This is a genomic window from Mesorhizobium sp. Root554, from assembly GCF_001427025.1.
Lineage (GTDB): Bacteria > Pseudomonadota > Alphaproteobacteria > Rhizobiales > Rhizobiaceae > Mesorhizobium.
In genome coordinates this window covers 3,276,361-3,298,421 of record NZ_LMGA01000001.1, presented here as the reverse complement: position 1 = coordinate 3,298,421, position 22,061 = coordinate 3,276,361, and the positions used below count along the sequence as shown (strand labels likewise).

The 22,061-nt window shown below is 62.3% G+C and carries 20 protein-coding genes; 3 read left to right on the top strand and 17 right to left on the bottom strand.

Annotated elements, in window-relative coordinates; translation table 11 throughout:
* Nucleotides 1-6: 6 nt before the first annotated feature.
* A complete protein-coding gene (gene pncA / locus ASD44_RS16025) occupies nucleotides 7-606 on the top strand; it encodes a bifunctional nicotinamidase/pyrazinamidase (RefSeq protein WP_056116365.1) in 600 nt (199 codons plus the stop codon).
* A gap of 97 nt (nucleotides 607-703) precedes the next feature.
* Entirely contained in the window at nucleotides 704-2,119 is a 1,416-nt protein-coding gene (locus ASD44_RS16020; protein ID WP_056116363.1) for a sodium:proton antiporter, read from the top strand.
* A 2-nt stretch (nucleotides 2,120-2,121) separates the two neighbouring features.
* On the opposite strand, the gene ASD44_RS16015 is transcribed toward ASD44_RS16020, so the two are convergent.
* The 17 genes from ASD44_RS16015 to ASD44_RS15935 all read right to left on the bottom strand — a co-directional run bounded on the left by ASD44_RS16015 (nucleotide 2,122) and on the right by ASD44_RS15935 (nucleotide 21,235).
* The gene (locus ASD44_RS16015; RefSeq protein WP_056114145.1) at nucleotides 2,122-2,829 is read right to left on the bottom strand and encodes an ABC transporter ATP-binding protein; all 708 of its coding nucleotides are present in this window, start codon (nucleotides 2,827-2,829) and stop codon (nucleotides 2,122-2,124) included.
* Nucleotides 2,822-3,553 carry an ABC transporter ATP-binding protein gene (locus ASD44_RS16010; protein ID WP_056116360.1) on the bottom strand — a complete coding sequence of 244 codons (732 nt, stop codon included), beginning with the start codon at nucleotides 3,551-3,553 and terminating at the stop codon, nucleotides 2,822-2,824. The genes ASD44_RS16015 and ASD44_RS16010 overlap by 8 nt, the downstream gene beginning before the upstream one ends.
* Nucleotides 3,550-4,515 (bottom strand): branched-chain amino acid ABC transporter permease, encoded by a 966-nt coding sequence (locus ASD44_RS16005; protein WP_056114143.1) that lies wholly within the window; start codon nucleotides 4,513-4,515, stop codon nucleotides 3,550-3,552. Before ASD44_RS16005 ends, ASD44_RS16010 begins: the two co-directional genes overlap by 4 nt.
* Nucleotides 4,512-5,393, bottom strand: a complete 882-nt coding sequence (locus tag ASD44_RS16000) for a branched-chain amino acid ABC transporter permease (RefSeq protein WP_056114138.1) — start codon at nucleotides 5,391-5,393, stop codon at nucleotides 4,512-4,514. The genes ASD44_RS16005 and ASD44_RS16000 overlap by 4 nt, the downstream gene beginning before the upstream one ends.
* A gap of 18 nt (nucleotides 5,394-5,411) precedes the next feature.
* Nucleotides 5,412-6,716 (bottom strand): ABC transporter substrate-binding protein, encoded by a 1,305-nt coding sequence (locus ASD44_RS15995; protein WP_056114134.1) that lies wholly within the window; start codon nucleotides 6,714-6,716, stop codon nucleotides 5,412-5,414.
* A 123-nt stretch (nucleotides 6,717-6,839) separates the two neighbouring features.
* The gene (locus ASD44_RS15990; protein ID WP_056114131.1) at nucleotides 6,840-8,261 is read right to left on the bottom strand and encodes a hypothetical protein; all 1,422 of its coding nucleotides are present in this window, start codon (nucleotides 8,259-8,261) and stop codon (nucleotides 6,840-6,842) included.
* A 22-nt stretch (nucleotides 8,262-8,283) separates the two neighbouring features.
* Nucleotides 8,284-9,588, bottom strand: coding sequence for a nicotinate phosphoribosyltransferase (gene pncB / locus ASD44_RS15985; protein ID WP_056114128.1), 1,305 nt, complete (start codon nucleotides 9,586-9,588; stop codon nucleotides 8,284-8,286).
* 138 nt (nucleotides 9,589-9,726) lie between these two features.
* Entirely contained in the window at nucleotides 9,727-11,130 is a 1,404-nt protein-coding gene (locus tag ASD44_RS15980; protein WP_056114125.1) for an MATE family efflux transporter, read from the bottom strand.
* Between the two features lie 173 nt (nucleotides 11,131-11,303).
* Nucleotides 11,304-12,890 carry an FGGY-family carbohydrate kinase gene (locus ASD44_RS15975; protein ID WP_056114122.1) on the bottom strand — a complete coding sequence of 529 codons (1,587 nt, stop codon included), beginning with the start codon at nucleotides 12,888-12,890 and terminating at the stop codon, nucleotides 11,304-11,306.
* A complete protein-coding gene (locus ASD44_RS15970) occupies nucleotides 12,887-13,570 on the bottom strand; it encodes an HAD family hydrolase (protein ID WP_056114118.1) in 684 nt (227 codons plus the stop codon). The genes ASD44_RS15975 and ASD44_RS15970 overlap by 4 nt, the downstream gene beginning before the upstream one ends.
* A gap of 9 nt (nucleotides 13,571-13,579) precedes the next feature.
* Nucleotides 13,580-15,058, bottom strand: a complete 1,479-nt coding sequence (locus tag ASD44_RS15965; protein WP_056116349.1) for a mannitol dehydrogenase family protein — start codon at nucleotides 15,056-15,058, stop codon at nucleotides 13,580-13,582.
* A gap of 34 nt (nucleotides 15,059-15,092) precedes the next feature.
* Nucleotides 15,093-15,863 (bottom strand): L-iditol 2-dehydrogenase, encoded by a 771-nt coding sequence (locus tag ASD44_RS15960; protein WP_056116346.1) that lies wholly within the window; start codon nucleotides 15,861-15,863, stop codon nucleotides 15,093-15,095.
* Nucleotides 15,864-15,914: 51 nt separating this feature from the next.
* On the bottom strand, nucleotides 15,915-16,922 hold the full coding sequence (locus tag ASD44_RS15955) for an ABC transporter ATP-binding protein (RefSeq protein ID WP_056116343.1): 1,008 nt from the start codon (nucleotides 16,920-16,922) through the stop codon (nucleotides 15,915-15,917).
* 51 nt (nucleotides 16,923-16,973) lie between these two features.
* On the bottom strand, nucleotides 16,974-17,798 hold the full coding sequence (locus tag ASD44_RS15950) for a carbohydrate ABC transporter permease (RefSeq protein WP_056114115.1): 825 nt from the start codon (nucleotides 17,796-17,798) through the stop codon (nucleotides 16,974-16,976).
* Nucleotides 17,799-17,808: 10 nt separating this feature from the next.
* On the bottom strand, nucleotides 17,809-18,681 hold the full coding sequence (locus ASD44_RS15945; RefSeq protein WP_056116341.1) for a sugar ABC transporter permease: 873 nt from the start codon (nucleotides 18,679-18,681) through the stop codon (nucleotides 17,809-17,811).
* A 99-nt stretch (nucleotides 18,682-18,780) separates the two neighbouring features.
* Entirely contained in the window at nucleotides 18,781-20,091 is a 1,311-nt protein-coding gene (locus ASD44_RS15940; protein WP_056114111.1) for a sugar ABC transporter substrate-binding protein, read from the bottom strand.
* 187 nt (nucleotides 20,092-20,278) lie between these two features.
* Complete coding sequence (locus tag ASD44_RS15935) at nucleotides 20,279-21,235, bottom strand: sugar-binding transcriptional regulator (protein WP_056114107.1); 957 nt, start codon at nucleotides 21,233-21,235, stop codon at nucleotides 20,279-20,281.
* 177 nt (nucleotides 21,236-21,412) lie between these two features.
* On the opposite strand from ASD44_RS15935, the gene ASD44_RS15930 reads away from it, so the two are divergent.
* Complete coding sequence (locus ASD44_RS15930) at nucleotides 21,413-22,045, top strand: HAD family phosphatase (RefSeq protein WP_056114104.1); 633 nt, start codon at nucleotides 21,413-21,415, stop codon at nucleotides 22,043-22,045.
* Nucleotides 22,046-22,061 lie beyond the last annotated feature (16 nt).

The window sequence follows — 22,061 nt, the reverse complement described above, 5'->3', positions numbered from 1 at the left end:
GCTTTCTTGTCCAACGAAGCTTTGATCGTCATCGACATGCAGAACGATTTTTGCCCCGGCGGGGCGCTGGCGGTTGCCGGCGGCGACGAGATCGTTCCGCTCGTCAACGATCTGATCCGTCATGCCGATCATGTCGTCATGACGCAGGATTGGCACCCTGCCGGTCACTCCAGCTTCGCTTCCAGCCATCCCGGCAGGAAACCGTTCGAGGCAATCGAGATGGACTATGGTCCGCAAACCCTGTGGCCGGATCATTGCATCCAGGGCAGCACAGGGTCGCGGTTCCATTCCGGGCTTGCCTGGGGGAAGGCGGAACTGGTCCTGCGCAAGGGTTTTCGGCCCAACATCGACAGCTATTCGGCATTTTTCGAGAATGACCACAAGACGCCGACGGGGCTGACAGGTTATTTACGCGAACGTGGCATATCGGCAGTCACGCTGGTCGGGCTGGCAACCGATTTCTGCGTCGCCTATTCGGCCCTCGACGCGATCCGCCAAGGCTTTCGCGTCACCGTCAAACTCGACGCCTGCCGCGCCATCGACCTGAACGGCTCGCTCGACGCGATGCTGGCGCGAATCCGGGAAGCGGGGGTTGCGCTGGCGTGATTTTGCCTGTCAAACGCCCCAGGGATTATTCGATCCAAGGTTTTTCAACGGGGTCGAGGATTGTAACCGGGGATTGGGCGACGTGCGATTTTTAACGCTGGCGGCCGGGCTGGCCACTCTGGCCTTTGCCACGCTTTTTTCCGTCACGGCTTTTGCAGCGGAGAGCCACGCTCTTCCCGGCGACGTGATGTCGCTGTGGTGGGCAGTTCCGTTTGCCGGTCTGCTGCTGTCGATCGCTACCGGGCCGCTGCTTTTCCCGCATGTCTGGGAGCATCACTACGGAAAGATCACCATGGGCTGGGCTTTGCTGGCAATCGCCCCGATGGCCTGGGCCTATGGGGCAAGTGCGGCAACCGAATCCGTGCTGCACGCGGTTCTGCTCGAGTACATGTCCTTCATCATCCTGCTGTTTGCCCTGTTCACCATTTCCGGCGGCATACTTGTGGCGGGCAACATTCACGGCACGCCGTTGATGAATGCCGGGCTGCTGCTGATCGGCGCGATGCTCGCCTCCGTGGTCGGTACCACCGGAGCGTCGATGATCATGATCCGCCCCATCATTCGCGCCAACGACAACCGGCCTTTCAACGCCCATGTCGTCATCTTCTTCATCTTCCTCGTCTCCAACATTGGCGGCTCGCTGACCCCGCTTGGCGATCCGCCGCTGTTCGTCGGCTTCCTGCGCGGCGTCGAGTTCTTCTGGACCACAATCCACATCCTGCCGGACACGCTGTTCGTCGGCGGACTGGTGCTGGCCGTCTTCCTGGCGATGGATTTCTACTTCCACGGGCGGGAGGAAGGCGCGCCGAAGATCAAGGACCCGACGCCGGATTCCAAGATTCGAATCCGCGGCCTGCCGAACATTGTTTTGCTGGCCGGCGTCATCGCCGCGATCCTGATGTCGGCCGCATGGAAACCCGGCGCCGCCTTCTCCATCATGGGCGTGGAGATCGAGATACAGAACCTCGCGCGCGACATCGTCATCCTCGCTCTGGCGCTGGTTTCGCTGGCGATATCGCGCAAGGAATACCGCGCCGCCAACGGCTTCACCTGGGGGCCGATCGCCGAGGTGGCAAAATTGTTCGCCGGCATCTTCATCTGCATCGTGCCGGTGATCGCCATCCTGCGCGCCGGACCGTCGGGAGCGCTAGCTCCGCTCGTGGCGCTGGTCACCGGGGCCGACGGCCAGCCGAACGATCTCGCCTATTTCTGGCTGACCGGCGCTCTGTCTTCCTTTCTCGACAATGCGCCGACCTATCTGGTGTTCTTCGAGCTTGCTGGCGGCGACGCCCAAAAGTTGATGACGGACCTCGCCTCGACGCTGGCGGCTATTTCGGCCGGCGCAGTGTTCATGGGGGCCAACACCTATGTCGGCAACGCCCCGAACTTCATGGTCTATGCCATCGCCCGCCATCAAGGGGTGAAGATGCCGGGATTCTTCGGCTACATGCTTTGGTCGGGAGCGGTGCTGATCCCGATCTTCATACTGGCGAGCCTGCTTTTCTTCCGCTGAGATCAGCCGACTCCGACGTAACGGCGGACAGCGGAAGGGTCGGCGCGCAGGGCCTCGACCGGCATTGTCTCACGGTTGCGACCGTTCTCGATGAAGGCGACGCGGTCGGCGACCGATAGGACAGCATCGACGCGCTGCTCGACCAGAATGGTGGAAACGCCACGGCCGCGCAGTTGCGCCACCGTCTCGCGTATCTTCTGGATCATCGACGGCATCAGTCCTTCCGTCGGCTCATCCAGAAGCAGCACCTGCGGTTCGACACAAAGCGCCCGCGCCATTGCCAACTGCTGCTGCTCGCCGCCAGACAGCGTGCCCGAACGTTGCTTCAGCCGTTCGCGCAGCACCGGGAAGAGGTCCAGCACGGCCTCGCGAACCGCCTTGCCTTTGCCGCGCGTCATCAGGCCGATCTCGATGTTCTCGGCCACCGTCATCTCGGCAAAGAGACGCCTGCCCTGCGGCACATAGGCGATGCCGGTTTTCGGAATTTCATGAGCCGGCAAACCGGTCAGTTCCCGATCTCCGAGCCTGATCGACCCGGCGGCCACCGGCACGAGTCCCATGATCGCCTTCAGCGTCGTCGTCTTGCCGGCGCCGTTGCGGCCGAGCAGGCACAGCACCTCGCCTTTGGCCAATGTCAAGTTCAGGCCGTGCAGCACCTGAACTTCGCCATAAAAGCAATCGAGCTCGGAGATGGTTAGGATGTCAGACATGCGCCGCCACCCCGAGATAGGCTTCCTGCACGCGGGCATCGGCACGCACCTCTTCGGGCGAGCCCTCCGCCAGCACCCGCCCTGCATTCATCACGGTGATGCGCCCTGCAAGTTCCATGACCACGGGCATATTGTGTTCGATCAAAAGCACCGTTCCGTCCTTGGCGATATCGCGGACGAGGCCGATGAAGTTCTCGATCTCGCTATCGGCGAGCCCTTGCGTCGGCTCATCCAGAATGAGCAGGCGCGGCTTCAGCGCCAGACCCATCGCCACTTCGAGAAGACGCTGGTGACCGTAGGAGAGCGAACCGGCCAGCGTGTGCGCTCGTCCGGCCAGACCGGTGCGGTCGAGAGCCTCCATCACACTGGCATGGACCGTTCGCCTCGAGCGGCCGTCGGCCAGCGTCCGCTGCACCGGAAGCGCCACATTGTCATAGGCGCTCAAATTCGCGAAGATACTGGTGATCTGGAACGTGTAGGCAATGCCCATGCGCACCCGGCGATGCGCCGGCAGGGAGGTGATGTCGGCGCCATCGAACAGGATGCGGCCCGAGGATGGCGGAATGCGCCCGCAGATCAGGCTCACGAAAGTGGTCTTGCCGGCGCCGTTGGGGCCGATGACGGCGCGGATTTCGCCCGGCAACAGGCTGAAGTCGACGTCCTGCACGGCGCGCAGACCGCCGAAATTGCGCGACAGCTTGCTGGTGGTCAGAAGCGGCGTCACGGCAGCCATCTCAGCCAGCGCTGCCGGATCGTTCCCAGTACGCCCTTGGGAAAGAACAAGACGCCGACGATCAGCATGACGCCGACGATCAGCAGCCAGGCGGAGGTGTAGCTGCTGGCGATATCGGTGACATAGTACATGGCCAGGGTGCCGACCAGCGGGCCGAGCGCCGTGGCGGCCCCTCCGAGCAACACCCAGAGCAGCGGCAGGATCGAATACTGCACCGAGGCAAAGCTCGACCCGACATAACCGAACAGCAGCGCATAGGCCGCGCCGGCAGCGGCGCATATCGTGCCAGAAACAATCACCGCCGCCAGCTTGTTGGCGAAGGTGTCGAAGCCCAGCATCTTCGTGCGCTCCTCGTTTTCGCGGATGGCGACCAGCACCCGTCCGAAGCCTGAGCGCACAAGCACAAGCACCACCGCCAGCACGATGGCAAATAGCGCTAGCGCCACCCTGTAGCGAACGGCAGGGTTGGTGAGATCGAAGGATGCGCCACCGAGGTACATCACTCTCGACCCTTGCGGAACGACCAGTCCCTGATCGCCGCCTGTCCAGCGGGCGAAATAGAGGATTGTCAGGTAGAAGACCTGCGCGAACATCATGGTGACGATCATGAAGGCGACGCCGCTGGTGCGCAGCGCGAGCAGCCCGATCACCAGCGCCAGCACAGCACCACAACCGATGCCGCCGGCGAAGGCGAGCGGAACGCTCCAGCCCAGATGATAAACGGAGAGACCCGCGCCATAGAGGCCGGCGGCGAAGAACATGGCATGGCCGAGGCTGAGCAGCCCGACATAGCCGAACAGCAGATTGTAGCCCATCGCGAATGTCGCCAGCACCATGATGCGGGCGACGAGACCGTGGTGATAGGGCGGAAGAACAAAGCTCAGAGCGAACAGAAGGCCGATGACCGCGACATGGAGGCCATAGGCCTTCAGGGCTGAAGCCTCTCCCTTCATCGTGCCGTCGTTCCAAACAGGCCCTGCGGCCGGAACACCAGCACCATGGCGACGAGGAACGTCGCGATGATCTTGGCCAGCGTCGGCGAGAAGAACACCGAAATGATGCCGTCGGAAAGGCCGATGATGAGCGCCGCGACCACCGTGCCGCGCAGCGAGCCGAGCCCTCCGATGATGACGACGATGAAGGACAGGAGCAGCGGGTCCTGCCCCATCAGATAATGCGCCTGGCTGATCGGCACGATCAGCACAGCCGCCACCGCCGCCAGCATGGCGCCGAGGGCGAAGACCCCGGCATAGACGCGCTCGACCGGAATGCCGAAAGCCTGCGCGGTTTCCCGGTCGTACTGCGTGGCGCGCATGACCATGCCGATCTTCGTGCGGGTCAGCACCAGCCATGTCGCCACCAGCAACAGTGCCGAAGCCGCCACGACCGAGAGCTTGTATCCCGAATAGCCGAACCAGGGCAGAAGGATGCGATAGTTGAACGGCGGCTCGACCGGCCGCGCCTCCGGCCCATAGAAGGTCAGGGCAAGCTGCTGAATTATGTAGAGCAGGCCGATGGTGGCGACGATGGTGGCTTCGGGATTGTAGTTCAGCCTCCGAAGCACCACCCGTTCTGCGACAAGAGCCACGGCGCCGACAAGCAGCGGCGCGATCACCAGCGCGGCGAGAAAGCCTAGCGCGGGATGCCCGGTGATCGCCGTGGTGATGGCCCAGGCCAGCACTGCGCCCAACATGAAGAACTCGCCATGCGCTACATTGACGATGCGCATGACGCCGAACACCAGCGACAGGCCGAGCGCTGTCAGCGCCAGCACCGCCGCGGTGACAAGCCCTTCCAGCGAGGCAAGGAGGAGGTGCGGTCCGAAGGCCATCGGTGAAGGAGACGGAGCCTATAAGGCCTGCGTCGTGTAGTCCCCTTCCGGTTCGTACAACCCATCTTCGATGCTGGTCTTGTGGACGACCTTGAGCTTGCCGCCCTCGACCTTGGAGATGTTCTGGATGCCGAAGCACTGGTGAATCTTGCCGTTGAAGATCTTCTTTCCCTGCGGATGTTCGGGACCTTCCGCGAATTCGGTCAGCGCCTCAGTGGCTTCAACCAGCTTGGCGCGGTCCTCCGGCCCTTTGTAGCCGGCGTCTTCCATCGCCTTCTTGACCACGTAGAGCGTCTCCCAGCAGCCGAACATGTGGGCCGCGGTCGAGACATCCTTGGGATCGCCGACAGCGGCACCGTTGTCGTCGATGCCGACGGCGGCGCGATAGGCCTTCTGCGCTTCGGAATCGTCCGCCTGCGCATAACGAGGCGAGCCTTCCCAGAAGTGGCTACCATCGAGGAACTCCAGGCCCGGGCTGTTGATGTCTACGGCTTCGAGCGAATCGATGAAGCCGAACAGCTGCGGGCGGTTCGATCCGTAGAATTCGCCCAGTTCCTTGACGAAGGTGAGCACCGCCGGCCCAACCATCACGTGATAGATGACTTCGGTTTCAGCCGGAATCTGCGGCAGGTATTTGGTGAAGGAGGACTCTGTTGGCGGAATGGCGATCTGGGCGATCACCTCGCCGCCCTGCGCCTTGAGCGCCGGAGGCAGATAGTCACGATGATCGTAACCGAAAGCGAAATCCGGGAATATCTGGCAGACTTTTTTACCTGCATTGGAAGCGATCCATGGCGCCATCGCCTGGATCTGGCTTTTGACGTCGGTGATGCCGGGCTGAAAGACGTAGCGATTCAGCTTGGTCGAGGCGACATGGTGACCTTCGCTGACGACGAAATAGGGAATCTTGTTCTCTCCTGCCGCCGGGGCCGAGCCGATGACGACATGCGAGAACAAGGTGCCAAAGACGATGTCCGTCTTATGCTGGTTGGCGAATTTGGCCACCACCTCGGCGCCGCGGCCGGGGTCGGTGCCGTCGTCCTCGATGACGACTTCGACCGGCCTGCCATTGATGCCGCCAGCGGCGTTGATGGCCTTGACCGCCGCCGCTGTCGTCTTTTCGTACCAGCGGCCGTAGGCGGCGCCGATGCCGGTACGATGCGACTGGAAACCGATCTTGATGGGAGCCGAGCTTTGCGCCTGCGCGTAGCGGACGAAACCGGGCGCCGCGGCCAGGCTGGCGCCAGCCGCCAAACCCTTGAGCGCGGTGCGGCGGCTCAGCCGGTTCTTGGAAAGATCGAAATAGCCCTTGCTGTCGGTCACGGCGGTCCCTCTTCTCGACTTTGACTAGCGTCAGGGAGAATTGCCCTGTCGCGGAGAGCTCAATTCACCGGCTCTACAAATCATCAAAGCCGATGGCTGACAAGAAACATTGCGTCGCTCAACCTAGCCGGCCGCGGGCGCGGCAAGCAGCCACAGGCCGAAGACCGTATAAGCTATCATCAGCAGCGTAAGCGGCAACTGGCTGAGAACTGCGCGCGAGGCTACCGGATGAAGGCGCTCGGCCAGCGCATGCGCGACAAGGACGGCAAGCAGGTGTCCGGCGATGACGACGCCGGCCTGGATGTTCCACAGCCACCAGGCGGAGTCGGCGCCGGCAACGATGCCGGCTTCTATCTGCATCTGCGCCGTGCCGAACAAATCCCATCCGAGCCCGAACGGGTCTGAAATCGCGGCCAGTGCATATTGGCCGTCGACCAGCAGCAACGTCAAATAATGCGCGGCATGATAGGCAAGCGCGATCGGCATGATCGACCAGACCAGAAGGCCGGCCACCTCGACAAGCCCGGCCGAATCTGGAGCCGCGAGACGCTGGCCGAGAAATATGGCGATCTGGAATAACCCCGCGAGCAAAAGGAAGGTCAAGGCGAGACCGAGCGTGCCGACGCCCATCAACGCGGTGCGACCGGGATATTCCAGCGGGTTCACGCCGAACAGGCCGAGCCAGAAGAACGTCTTCGACAGACCGTCGAAAGACACCGACGAAAGCGCCAGCAGGACGAATGCCGTGCCGCTCAAGGGCAGTGGGGGGACGTGCAGAATTTTCGCGCCCGGCCAGCAAAGCGAGAGGTTCGGGCCGTCGCGCCGCAGCACGGCGAAACGGGCAATCAGCGACAAGAAGACCGTCAGGAATTCACCGCGCCGGCTCCATTCCGGCCAGCCGAAGAGTAGCATGGCGACGAAGGTGAAAAGCCAATAGAGTCCGGCAGTCCATGCCAGGCGTTCGGGGTCGTCGGGGGCCGGATAAATCAGTTCGAACCAGGCAAAGGCGGCAAACAGGATGAACGCCGGCCAGTAGCCGAGCCAGACCGGCAAGCGCAAAGGCGTTCGGCCGCCTGTCACCCACGACGCAATCCGCCACGGTCCGTACCACGGGTTCAACCACGACCACAGGTCGCCAGCGACGCCCTGCAGCAGGACAAACCCCACCCAAAGCAGTGTCCAGACGGACAGCGGCAACGGATTCGACAGCGGATCGCGGCTGCCAAAAAAGCCAGCGGCAATCAGAACCGCAAAGCCGGCAAATGAAACCAGGCTTATATAGGGACGAAGCGTATCCGGCAGGGTAAACAGCTGGAGCGAACGGCCCCAAACCCGATCGAGGCAGCCCTGCGGCAGCAGCGCCAGCGCCATAAAGGAGATGGCGACGGCGAATGCGCCCCCCACCAGATAATAGCCCGTGGGCAGAAGCAGCACATGGCCGCGGTCGGATGCATGGGCAAGGGCGGGAGATGTGGCAAATACTGCAAGCGCACAGAGGATTGGCACCCGGATGCGAGCCAATCCTCCGCAGGATGTGACGGTCATTGTGGCCCGCCAACTACAGGCATCACACCTTGACCAGCTGCTTTACCCGGTCCTTCTCGCCGAAAACCCGCAAATATCGCGCGATCTCGTCCTTGTCGCCGGTGGCCTTTTCGGGATTGTCCGAAAGCTTGACGGCCGGACGGCCATTGGCCTCGGTGACCTTGCAGACCAGCGATATGGCGTTGAGCCTGTCAGTCGGCGTCGGCGCGCAGTCCTCGAAATCATTGGTCAAATTGGTGCCCCAGCCGAAGGCCATGCGCACCTTGCCCTGGAAGTGCCTGTAGGTTTCCTCGATCGTCTCGACCTCGAGACCGTCGGAGAAGATGAGCAGCTTCTGTTTCGGATCATGGCCCCGCTCGCGCCACCAGGTGATGATCTTCTCGCCGCCTTCGATCGGCGGCGCGCTGTCCGGCCTGAAGCCGGTCCAGTCGGCGACCCAGTCCGGTGCGTCACGCAGGAAGGCTGACGTGCCGAAGGCATCCGGCAGCACGATCAGGAGATTGCCGCCATAGTAACGCTGCCAGTCCTGCAGAACGCGGTAGGGCGACTGCTTCAGCTCCTTCTCGGATTCTGCCAGCGCGGCGAAGACCATGGGCAGTTCGTGCGCATTGGTGCCGAGCGCTTCCAGATCGTTGTCCATGGCGAGCAGCACGTTCGACGTGCCTGTGAATGCCTCGCCGATACCTTCCTTCAACGCCTCCACGCACCACCGCTGCCACAGAAAGGAATGGCGGCGGCGCGTGCCGAAGTCGGAAATCTTTATGTCCGGCAGGCGCTTCAGGCGCTCGGTCTTCGCCCACATCTTGGCCTTGGCGCGGGCGTAGAGCACGTCCAGCGCGAAAGGCCCGAAAGCCTTCATGGCGGAGCGGGAGCGCAGCTCGTTGATAATGGCGAGCGCCGGGATTTCCCACAGCGTCGTATACATCCACGGACCGGAGAAGGTGAGTTCGAACTGGCCGTCCTTCTTGCGCAGCTCATATTCCGGCAGCCGGAATCCCTCCAGCCAGGCGAGGAATTCGGGCTCGAATATCTGCTTGCGGCCGTAGAAATTGTTGCCGCCCAGCCAGATCATCTCCTTCTTGCTGAAGCGCAGGGTGCGGGCATGGTCCAGCTGATCGCGCAGTTCACCCTCATCGATCTCGTCCGCCAATCTAACGGAGGTGGTGCGGTTAATGAGGGAAAAGGTGGTGTCGACCTTGGGGTACATGCCCCAGATCATCTGCAGCATCAGCAGTTTGTAGAAGTCGGTATCGAGCAGGCTGCGCACGATCGGATCGAGCTTCCAGGTGTGATTGTACACCCTGCGCGCAATATCAGTTTTTGGCATCCGACCCTCCGGCTGGCATTCGCCTACGCGACTGCCTCATAGCACTGATTTGGAAAACGCGCTGCCTATCCCAGGGCGCTTGCGCAAAGAAAATACCAGGCCGTCACACCGAAAGCCGCAGCGCTGGCGGTCCGACGATCAGGGCCCGATTGCGACGAAAGGCGACAGTCGGTCTCGCCCCAGCCAACGGACAAGAAGCAACGCTGCAACAACCGCAAGCCCGGCCGTAAGCCCAATCCAGATGCCGCTGCCGGCGAAGCCGAAATGGAAGGCCAGCACTATACCGAGCGGCAGGCCGACACCCCAGTAACCGAGCGCGGCGTAGATCATCGGCACGGTGGTGTCGTGCAATCCGCGCAGCATTCCGGACGCGACCGCCTGGGCACCATCAAATATCTGGAACAGCGCCGCGAAGGCAAGGAACGATACGGCCAGCGTTACGACGTGCTGGTTGTCCGGATCGTCGATATCGATAAAGGCGCTGATGAGAAGGCGCGGCAACAAGATCATCGTCATAGCCATCAACGCCATGAAGGAAACGCCCAAAATGTAAGCGGTCCAGCCGGCGCGGCTGACGCCGTCGACGTTGCGTGCGCCATGGGCAAGACCCACCCGCACGGTGGCAGCCTGGTTCAAGCCCAGGGGGACCATGAAGGTGATCGAGGCGATCTGCAGGGCGATGGCATGGGCGGCCAGCGAGTCCGCGCCGATCAGGCCCATGAGAAAGGCCGCCGCGTTGAAGATCGTGACTTCGAAGGCGAGGATGCCGCCAATGGGCAGGCCGAGGCGCAATAAGGCCCAGAAACGAGGCCAATCGGAGCGCCAGAACCGGCCAAAAAGATGGTAGCGCCGGAACCGCCGGTCGAGCAGCACCACCACGACCAGGCCAACGAAAGAAAACAGCGACGACAGCGTCGTGCCCAGGCCGGCGCCGGCCACGCCCATGCGCGGCGCGCCGAGATTGCCGAACATGAAAACCCAGTTGATGGCTGCGTTCAGACCGACCGCCGCAAAGATGATGGCCAGCGCCCAGCCCGGCCGCTCCAGCGCCGAGATGAAGGAGCGCAGAATGATGTAGCCATAGAAGGTCAGCACCGACCATTGCATCCAGCGCAGGTAGATGCCCGCCTCGCGGGCGAGATCGGGCTCCTGTCCCATAGCAAGCAGAATGCGTTCGCCGTTCCACAGGAATATCCAGATCGGAAGGGTGATGAAGACACCAAGCCACAGGCCCTGCCGCACCGTACGGCGCACGTCGCGGACAGAATGGCGGAAGCGGCCGAGTTCGGTCGCCACCATCGGCGCGGTGGCCAGCACGAGCCCCATGCCGAAGATCAGCACCATGAAGTAGAGGTTGGCGCCGAGTGCCCCCGCGGCAAGCGCGTTCGGTCCCAGCCGGCCCATCATCATCACGTCGGTGGCCGTCATCGCCGTCTGGCCGAGATTGGTCAGCACCATGGGCCAGGCGAGGGAGAGCATCGCCTTTGCTTCGGAGCGCCAGAGACTTTCCGGCGCTTTGGCGCAGGCTTCGATGGCAGACATGTTCCATTCTTTCAGGTTGCGGCACGTCGGTCTCGACCGGAAGCCGCATTTCCAGGCGGCATGAAAAATGCCGGATGTGAGCCGTTTTTGAACGAAGGAACCGCCGAAAACAAGATGCGTGATGAGGAAGAGATTGAGCCAGAGCGCGCGAAGGCCGGTCCAAGGAGCCGCTATCAGATAATGGCGTCGAGCGCCTGCCTCTGGCGGTGCATTTCCAGAAACACGCGATAATCCCGGTCGAAACGGCCGCGGGCGGCGGGGTTTGAAGCGCGTTTCCGGCTGCCCTGCTGCATCGCGATGCAGGCTGCGGTGAGATTGGGGTAGAGCCCGGCAGCGGTGGCGGCGATCATTCCGGCGCCCAGCAGCACGGCCTCGTCAGCGAGCTGCTCAACGACGGAGCAGCCGGTGGCGTCGGCATAAAGCTCCATCAGCAGCGGGTTCTTGGTGTGGCCGCCGGTTACATGCAGGGTATCGATGACGTAGCCGTTTTCATTCAGCGCATCGAGGATGTGGCGCACGCCAAGCGCGATGGCAATGGCGGTGCGCCAGTAAAGCTTGCAAAGACTGTCGAAGGACGAATCGAGCGTCAGGCCGCTGATGACGCCGACCGCGTGCGGGTCGGCCAGCGGCGAGCGGTTGCCGTGGAAATCGGGCAGCACATGCAGGCGGGCAGCGAGGTGCTCTCCTTCGACGGAGCGCAGTTCGCCGATCCGATCGGCGATGCGCGCATGCATGGCCGCGTTCGGCTCGCCGCCGGCGCCGTGCCAGCGGATGACGTGGTCGAGCAGCGCGCCGGTGGCGGACTGGCCACCCTCGGACAACCAGCATCCGGGGAGCGCTGCCTCGTAATAAGGCCCCCATACGCCGGCAAAGGGCTGCGGGTCGGCAGACATGGCCATGACGCAGGAAGATGTGCCGGCAATCAGCGCCAGATGCCGGCCGATATTGTCGATGTCGCCGGCAAACCCGCCAAGGACACCCAGCGCGCCGGCATATGCATCGATGACGCCTGCCCCGACCAGGCAGTGTGTGGTTAAGCCCAGCGCCCTGGCGGCCTCAGGTGTGAGATTGCCGATATTTGCACCGACCGGCGAGGCCCTCTCCGGCAAGTTGCCATGGTCGAAGAGGTCACCAATGCCAATTCCGGCGAAGAAATCGCGCTGCCAACCCTCTTTCTCATGGGCAAGATAGGTCCATTTGGCCGCCAGCGTGCATTGCGACCGGGCGAGCGACCCTGAAGCCCGCCAGGTGAGAAAATCGGTCAGGTCGAACAGATATCCTGCCTCCGACCAGGTTTCCGGCAGGTGCCGTTTCAGCCACATCAGTTTCGGCGTGACCATTTCGGGCGACATGACGCCGCCGATGTAGTCGAGCACGCGATGCCCGCTTGCGGTGCATTCGTCGGCTTCACGAATGGCCCTGTGGTCGAGCCAGACGATCGTGTCCCAGCGCTGCTGACCCGCTGTCGAGATACTGAGTTGATCGCCCTGGCGGTCACGCACCACCAATGAACAGGTGGCGTCGAAGGAGATGCCGACGATGTCTTCAGCGGCGACGGCAGCTTTTTCGCGGGCGAGCCGCACCGCGCCACAGACAGCCGACCAGATGTCTTCCGAATCGTGTTCGGCATGATCGGCTTTCGGCCGGTGCATGAGGATCGGCTTTTCCGCCCGGCCGAGCAGCCTGCCGCGCTCGTCCAGTATGCCTGCACGGGCGCTGCTGGTGCCGACATCGACCGCGCAGACAAAGCTGTTCTTCAAGAGGTTTCTACTTCCTCTCCCATTTGCGCGATCAGTCCGGGCAGTTTCAGCATATCGGCGAATATAAAGTCAGGATGCATCGACGCAAGCCGCGCTTTGAGCCCGGGGCCAGCCGCGTGCGAACCGCCGACGAAGGCTGCGACCCGCATGCCGGCGGACTGGGCAGCCTGGACGCCGGCGGGGCTGTCCTCGATCACAAGACATGCGGCGGGCGATTTTTCCATAGACGCTGCCGCATGCAGAAAGAGGTCCGGCGCCGGCTTGCCGCGCGCCACCATTGTCGCGCTGAAGAGGTGCGGCTCCAGCAGTCCGAGCAGCCCCGTCACTTCCAGCGAGTAGCGGATGCGATCGAGGGTACCTGAAGATGCAACACAGAATGCGATCGGGATCCCGGCCAACAATTCTGCGACGCCCGCAATGGGCTTCAGTTCCTCGCGGAATTTGCGCATCAGATCGACGCGCATTGCGGAGAGGTGAGTCTCGGTGATAGCGAGCCGGAATTCCTGCATCAGTATTTCGCGGACCGAAGCCATGCTGCGGCCGAGGAACCGCTCATAAGCGACCTCCTCGCCGATCGCGCCGCCAGCCTGAGCCACCATGTCGAGCAGCGCGGCCATGGACAGCCCCTCACTATCCACCAACACGCCGTCGCAATCGAAAATGACGAGTTCAGGCTTCACGCAGGTCGCTCAGGCCTTTCCGCCAAGATAGGCAGACAGCGTTTCGCGCGTTCCGTTCTGCCACAGCGCCCGCAGGGCAGCGGCGAAATCGGCAGCAAAGGCTTCGGAGCGGCCGACCTTTCCATAGATGTCTTCCATCGCAAGCCATGCCGCAGGGGTGTCCTTGGCCGCCTTCGCCGTTTCCTGCATTCGGTCCCAATTCGGATCGTTGGGCTCAATTATGGCGCCGGAATCTGTGGTGCCGTAGCAATAGCGGCACCACAAGGCAGAGGCCAGCGCAAGCCCTGCCGTGCCCTGCCCGGCTTTCAGACGATCGGCGATGGTGGGGATGATGAACTTGGGCTGACGGTTGGAGCCATCGAGGCACAGGCGCCTGACCGTGTCGCCAATCTTCGGGTTGGCGAAGCGCTTGTCGATCAGCTTGTAGTAGTCGTCGAGGCTGGTGTCGGGAACCGGCGGTACGGTCGGGATGATCTCCTCGCGCTCCAGTTTTGCCAGAAAGCCGCGAACCAGCGGCTCCTGCATCGCCTCATGGACGAAATGGATATCCATCAATCCCGCCGGGTAAGCGATGGTCGCGTGGCCGCCATTGAGGATGCGGATTTTCATCAGTTCGTAGGGCGCGACATCCTTGACGAACTGGACGCCAACCTTCTCCAACGGCGGGCGGCCGTTGGTGAAGCGGTCTTCAAGCACCCATTGGCGGAAGGGCTCGCAAAAGACCGGCCAATTGTCTTCGACGCCGAAATCCTGCGCCAGCAGAGCGCGTTCACGCTCCGAGGTCGCCGGCGTGATGCGGTCGACCATGCCGTTGGGAAAGGCGACGTTGTCGGCGATCCATTCGGCCAGGTCCTCGTCCACGAGTCGCGCCAGGCCTACGACCGCGTCGGAGGTGACATGACCGTTGTGAGGAATGTTGTCGCAGGACATGACGGTGAACGGAACGATGCCGACTTCCCGCCGGCGGACGATGCCGGCCAGAATCATCCCGAACACGGTCTTCGGCGCGGATAGGTTGCCGGCGTCCGCAGCGATTTCCGGATGAGCGGGATTGAAGATACCGGATGCGGGATCAATGAAGTAGCCGCCCTCCGTGATGGTGAGCGAGACGATCCTGATAGCCGGATCGGCCAGTCGTTCAACGATCGCAGCGGAATCGCCGGGCATCAGGAAATCGATCATTACGCCGGTGACGCGTGCATTCTTGTGAGCCTGATCCTGCTCCACCACCGTGGTCAGCCAGTCCTGCTGCTGGAGCTTGGCGCGCCCGGTCTTCTCGCCGTCGAACACGCCGGCGCCGACCAGCGCCCAATCCCAACCCAGACCGGCATTGAACAGATCGTCCAGATAGACGGCCTGGTGCGCGCGGTGGAAATTGCCGACACCGAAATGCAGGATACCGGCCTTCAATTCGCGGCGGTCATATTTTGGCTTGGCCACCTTGGCGGGCAGTTTTTTTAATGTTGCAGCCGAAAGCTTCGTGGTCATTTCCATTCTCCCGCCGGCAAGGCGCCGGACATGGTCAGCTCATCCACTGGCCGCCATCGACATTGTAGGTTTGGGCAACGATGTATTCGGCGTCGTCGCTGGCGAGGAAGACGGCCATGCCGGTCAGATCCTCGGCCCTGCCCATGCGGCCATAGGGAACGCTGTCGCCGACGATCTTCTTCTTTTCGCCGCGCGGCCTGTTCTCGTGCCTGGCGAACAGCGCATCGACATGATCCCAGTGCTCGCCGTCGACGACGCCGGGTGCGATCGCGTTGACGTTGATGCGGTGCTTGATCAGGTCGAGGCCGGCCGATTGAGTCAGCGAAATCACCGCCGCCTTGGTGGCGCAGTAAACCGCTACCAGGCCCTCGCCCCTGCGGCCGGCCTGGCTCGCCATGTTGATGATCTTGCCGCCCTTGCCCCGGGCGATCATCGAGCGAGCCGCCGCCTGCATCGTGAACAGGGTGCCCGCGACATTGACAGCAAACAGCCGGTCATAGCTGGCCCGTTCGATTTCGACGATCGGCGCGAGATCGAACAAGGCGGCGTTGTTGATGAGGATATCGAGACCGCCGGCCTTGCGCTCGACGGCCTTCACCGCTGCCTCTATCGAAGCGCCGTCGGTGACGTCGAGCCGTACCGCATAGGCCTTGTCGCCGAGTTCGGTGGCCGTCGCCTCGGCGGCCTCCAGATTGATGTCGGCTATGGCGACGGTGGCGCCTTCAAGCAGATAGGCCTTGGCGAAAGCCTTGCCTATACCGCGCGCCGAGCCGGTGATGAGAGCCGATTCGCCGGCGAGCCGCATTGTCATGCCTTCCAACGCAATTGAACCTTCCTGACCCACGCGTCTGTCGATTCACATCGCCAGGCCATCCTTGCCGAAGCGGTGGAGGCGGGTTTCGTCGGGGGTGAGGTAGACGGTATCGCCATGGTGGACGGCGAGATCGCCATCGGTGCGCACATTGATGGTGCCCTGGCCCTCGGTGTGGACATGCACGAACGTGTCGGAGCCGAGATGTTCGGCGACGCCCACCGTGCCCTTCCAGGCGCCAGCGGCGCCGGGTTTGGTCGAAATGGCGACATGTTCGGGGCGCACGCCGATCCTGTCGGCCTTGTACTTGGCCGCGGCGGCGCCATCGACGAGGTTCATCCTGGGCGAGCCGATGAAGCCTGCGACGAACAGGTTCTTCGGCGTCTTGTAGAGTTCCATCGGCGAGCCGACCTGCTCGATGTTGCCGGCGTTGAGGACGACGATCTTGTCGGCCATGGTCATCGCCTCGACCTGGTCGTGGGTGACGTAGATCATCGTCGTCTTCAGCTGATGGTGCAGTTCGGAGATCTCAAGGCGCATGGTGCCGCGCAGCGCCGCGTCGAGATTCGACAGTGGCTCGTCGAACAGGAAGGCGGAGGGCTGGCGCACGATGGCGCGGCCGATGGCGACGCGCTGGCGCTGGCCGCCGGAAAGCTGGCCGGGGCGACGTTCGAGATAGTTGGTGAGGTTGAGGACGCGGGCGGCGTCGGCCACCTTCTTTTCGATCACTTCCGGCTTCTCGCCGGCCATCTTGAGCGGGAAGCCGATGTTTTTGGCCACCGTCATGTGCGGATAGAGCGCGTAGGACTGGAAGACCATGGCGAGCTTGCGCTTGGCCGGCGCCTCGTCGGTGACGTCGCGGCCGTCGATGATGATCGAGCCGGCCGTGGTGTCCTCGAGCCCGGCGATCAGCCTGAGCAGGGTCGACTTGCCGCAGCCCGACGGTCCCACGAACACCACGAACTCGCCGTCGGCGATATCGAGGTCGATGTTCGGTATGATCGTCGTCGACCCGAACGACTTCGTTACGTTTCTCAGAACGATATTGCCCATCGCTTCCTCCAAAAGCGGCGTTGCGTCCCGCAACGCCGGTTCAATTCGTCTTTATTTGACCGCCCCGAAGGTGAGGCCGCGTACGAGCTGTTTCTGGCTGAACCAGCCCATGATCAGGATCGGCGCGATCGCCAGCGTCGAAGCCGCCGAAAGCTTGGCCCAGAACAGACCCTGCGGACTGGAGAACGAACTGATGAAGGCGGTCAGCGGCGCAGCGTTCGTGGTGGTCAGCCGGATGGTCCAGAAGGCTTCGTTCCAGGCCAGGATGATGTTGAGCAACATGGTGGATGCGATGCCCGGCACGGCCATGGGCGTCAGCACATAGACGATCTCGCCCCACAGCGACGCTCCGTCCATGCGCGCAGCTTCCAGGATCTCGCCGGGAATCTCGCGGAAATAGGTGTAGAGCATCCAGACGACGATCGGCAGATTGATCAGCATCAGCATCACGGTCATGCCGACGCGGCTGTCGAGCAGACCGAAATCGCGGAAGATCAGGTAGATCGGAAAGAGCACCGCGACCGCCGGCATCATCTTGGTGGACAGCATCCACATCAGGATGTCCTTGGTGCGCTTTGTCGGCGAAAACGCCATCGACCAGGCCGCAGGCACGGCGACGATCAACGCCAGTATGGTCGAGCCGACGGAGAGGATAACCGAGTTCAGGAAGAACTTGAAATAGCCGCTCTGGTCCTCAACTGCGGAATAGCTTTCCAACGTGCCCGAAGGAATGAGGTTGAAGCCCTGGATCGCCTCCTGCTCGGATTTGAACGAGGTGATGATGGTGTAGAGGATCGGAAAGAAGATCAACAGCGCCACGATCCAGGCCGCAGCGGTAGCGATCGTCTTGTGCCGGTTGGTGACAGTGCGTGCCATGATCGACCTCCTATTTGTCGAGGTTCTTGCCGACCGCGCGCATGGCGAAGAAGGCGATGATGTTGGCGAGGATCACGGCAATGATGCCGCCAGCGGACGCCTGGCCGATTTTGAATTCGAGCAGTGCCTTCTGGTAGACTAGGAAAGGCAGGTTGGTGGAGGCGTAGCCCGGTCCGCCATTGGTGGTGACCAGGATTTCGGCATAGACGCCAAGCAGGAAGATGGTCTGGATCAGCACGACGACGGTAATGGCGCGCGAGAGGTGCGGCAGCGTGAGATACCAGAAGCGGCTGAGGAAGCCGGCGCCGTCCATTTCCGCCGCTTCCTTCTGCTCGCCGTCGAGCGACTGCAGCGAGGTGAGCAGGATCAGCGTCGCGAAAGGCAGCCATTGCCAGGCGACAATCAGGATGATGGAGAACAATGGATAGCTGGCAAACCAGTCGATCGGCTGCGCGCCGAAGAGGCGGGCGATGTCGGCAAAGACACCGTAGCTGGGGTGCATGATCATGTTCTTCCACACCAGCGCGGCGACCGGCGGCATGACGAAGAAGGGCGAGATCACCAGGATGCGGACGATGCCCTGACCCCACATCGGCTGGTCGAGCAGAAGCGCCAGCAGGATGCCGCCGATGATGGTGATCAACAGCACGCTTCCAACCAGGATGAGGGTGTTGAGGATGGCGGCGATGAAAGCCGGATTGTTGTAGAACAGGGCATAGTTGGAGAGACCGATGAATCCGTCGCGGATGGGGTTCAGCGGATTGTACTGCTGGAAGGAGAACCACAGGGTCATGGCCAGCGGCACGGCCATCCAGATCAGGAGCAGCACCACGGACGGCGCCATCATGAGGCGCGCGAGCGAACTTGTCTGTCGAGTAGCCATGGTGGTCACCCTCAGTTTGACGGATTCGGTTTTCAACAGTTGTGAAGAGCTGGCCGCCCGGACTGGGACCCGGACGGCCAAGGCACCGGGAGGTTGCCTTTACTGTATGTAGCCACCTTCCTTCATCGTGCTGGTGGCGGCATCCTGCGCCTGCTTGAGGGCGTCGTCGACGCTCATCTGACCGGCAAGGGCAGCCGAGAAGAGCTGACCGACGGTCGTGCCCAGGCCCTGGAATTCAGGAATGGCGACGAACTGGACACCGACATAGGGCACCGGCTTGACAGTCGGTTTGGTCGGATCGGCGGCATTGATGGAGTCCAGGGTCATCTTGGCGAACGGCGCGGCCTTCTGGTACTCGGGATTGTTGTAGAGGGAGCTGCGCGTTCCGGGCGGAACGTTGGCCCAGCCTTCCTTGGAAGCAACCAGCTCGAGATAGGCCTTGCTGGTCGCCCAGGAGACGAACTTCTGGGCAGCTTCGGCCTTTTGCGTGCCGGCTGGGACGGCCAACGACCATGCCCACAGCCAGTTGCCACGCTTGCCAAGCCCGTTGTCCGGGGCGAGCGCATAGCCGACCTTGTCGGCGACGGTCGAGTTCTTCGGATCGGAGACGAAGGAGGCGGCGACGGTGGCATCTATCCACATGCCGCATTTGCCCTGCTGGAACAGAGCCAGGTTTTCGTTGAAGCCGTTGGAGGAAGCGCCCTCCGGACCGTCGGCCTTCATGAGGTCGACGTAAGACTGAAGCGTGTTCTTCCATTCCGGCTGATCGAACTGCGGCACCCACTTCTCGTCGAACCAGCGCGCGCCGTAAGAGTTCGACATCGCTGTCAGGAAGGCCATGTTCTCACCCCAGCCGGCCTTGCCGCGAAGGCAGACGCCATTCACGCCGTTGGCGCGGTCGGTCATCTTGTCGGCTGCCTGCCTGATGAATTCCCAGGTCGGCGCATCGGGCATTTGCAGCCCGGCCTTCTCCATCAAATCCTTGCGGTACATGACGAAAGAAGATTCGCCATAGAAAGGCGCTGCAAAAAGCTTGCCGTCCACCGAAAGACCTCCGGCGATGGCGGGGATGATGTCGGACGCGTCGTAGTCTGCGCCGAGATTGTCGAGCGGCAACAGCCAGTTCTGCTTGGCCCAGATCGGAACCTCGTAGGTGCCGATGGTCATCACATCATACTGGCCGCCCTTGGTGGCGATGTCGGTGGTGACGCGCTCGCGCAGGACGTTTTCCTCGAGCGTGACCCAGTTGAGCTGAATGTCGGGGTTCTTGGACGTGAAGTCGTCGGTCAGCTTCTGCATGCGGACCATGTCGCCATTATTGACCGTGGCGATGGTGATGGATTCGGCGTGCGCGGCAAAGGCGAGCGCGCTCGCGGAGCACAGGCCCAGAATGAGCATATGAAGTTTCATCAAAATCCTCCCAAAAACCAAAGTGAGCATTTGCTTTGGTGTTGAGCAATTACTCACTAAGTCTGAATTATGTCAAGCCGGAATCGTTGCTGCAGCGCAGCACGTGAGGCCCGGCCGTCAAGCGGGCCGATAGGCCGTGGCCTCACAGCCGTGCGAGCGCGTCGGATGAAGTCGTGAAAAATTGCTATCAGCTTGCCAAGAGCGCAGCGGCAGTGCGCTCGTCGGTGATCAGCCCGTTGACCAGACGCCGGTTCACCGCCGCCAATATGCCAGGCAGTTTCAGTTCGCCCATGGCGAGCGCAACCACCAGAGACCTTTCGCGCGACGGCAGCGGTGCCGAGGAAACACGGTCGTTGGTGATGCCGTCGATGAGCCGGCCTTCCCTGTCGAAAACCCAGCCGACGATCTCGGCAACACCGCCGGCCTTTTGCAAAGCCTTCAGTTCGGCATCCGAGATGAAGCCGTCCTGGTAGAGCGGCGCCCTTGGCCCCAGATCGCCGATGCCGACGAAAGTCACGTCAGCCTGGGCGGCCAGTGCCAGCGTGGGCTGGATCATCGGCTGGCTCAAAAGCATCTCCCGTTCCTCCGGCGAGGAGGCGATGACAGGGAGCGGCATGGGAAAAGACCGGGCCTTGATGCGATCGGCCATGGTGAAAATGACGTTATAGAAAGCTGCCGAGCCGTCGGGGGAAATGTTGCCGGTCAAGGACACGACCTTGTGCTGGGGGCATTCCATCGGCGGCAACTGTTCAATCGCCGCCTTGAGCGTACGGCCTGTGCCGATCGCCATCACGATAGGCTCCACCGAACGAAGACGGCGTTCGATCTCGGCAGCGGCGGCTTCGGCAATGCCTATCGTGGTGGAAGAGGAATCGGGATCGCTCGGCACCACCTCGACCAGATCAAGAGCGAAGCGCTCGCGCAGCCGCGCGGCAAGATCCAGACAATTTGCGATGGGATGGTCGACGCGAACCTTGATGAGCCCTTCGGTGACAGCAAGCGAAACGAGCCGTTGGGCGGTCTGACGTGAAATGCCGAGCTTTCCGGCGATCTGATCCTGCGTGTTGCCAGCAACGTAATAAAGCCAGCCGGCGCGCGCCGCATCGTCCAGCCTGGTCGTACCGGCATCCTGCCTAGCGTTCATATGAATGCTCCTCGGGGCGCACATTACAGAGATTCCCTCTTCGCGCAATTGTCGTATTAAAGCGTCAATTGCCCGGGGCGGCGCGAACAGCATAATGCACATCCGCCACGGATTTGGAGAAAACGTTTCGCTCGCCCGGCAAACACTCTAAGAGACGCCCCTGAAAGGATTGCAAACATGACGCCGAAAGCCGTTTTCTGGGACATGGACGGAACGCTTGTCGACAGCGAGCCGCTGCATGACGCGGCGCTGGTTGCCGCCATGCGCAGCCTTGGACTATCCCCACCCGCCGACCTGCACGAGCGCGTGTTGGGGCAAAGCGCCCAGCATGTCTATGCAATGATGCGGGACGAATTCGGCCTCAAGCTGCCCTTCGATCAATGGATCGCGCGCAAATACGACTATTACCTCGACCATGTCGGCACGTTGCAGCCGCGCCCGGGAGCAATCGAGATCTTCCTCGCGCTGCATGAGCGCGGCGTGCCGCAAGCCGTCGTTTCCAATTCAGACCGCCTGATCGTCGACGCCAATCTGCGCATGGTTGGGCTTGCCTTGGCCGGCCTGCGGACTGTCAGCCGCAACGACGTGCGTGAAGGCAAGCCGCATCCCGAGCCGTTCCTGCGCGCGGCGTGGCTCGCCGGCGTCGATCCCGCCGATGCGGTTGCCATCGATGACAGTGTAACCGGCGCGACGTCCGGCCTTGCAGCTGGCATGAAAACCATCTTCTGGCCGGAAAGACCAATGCAGGGACCGGCGGGCGCGGTGTCCATCGAAACGCCGGAAGAACTGAGAGCCGAGCTCAGCCTCTGAAAAATTCGGACAGCTG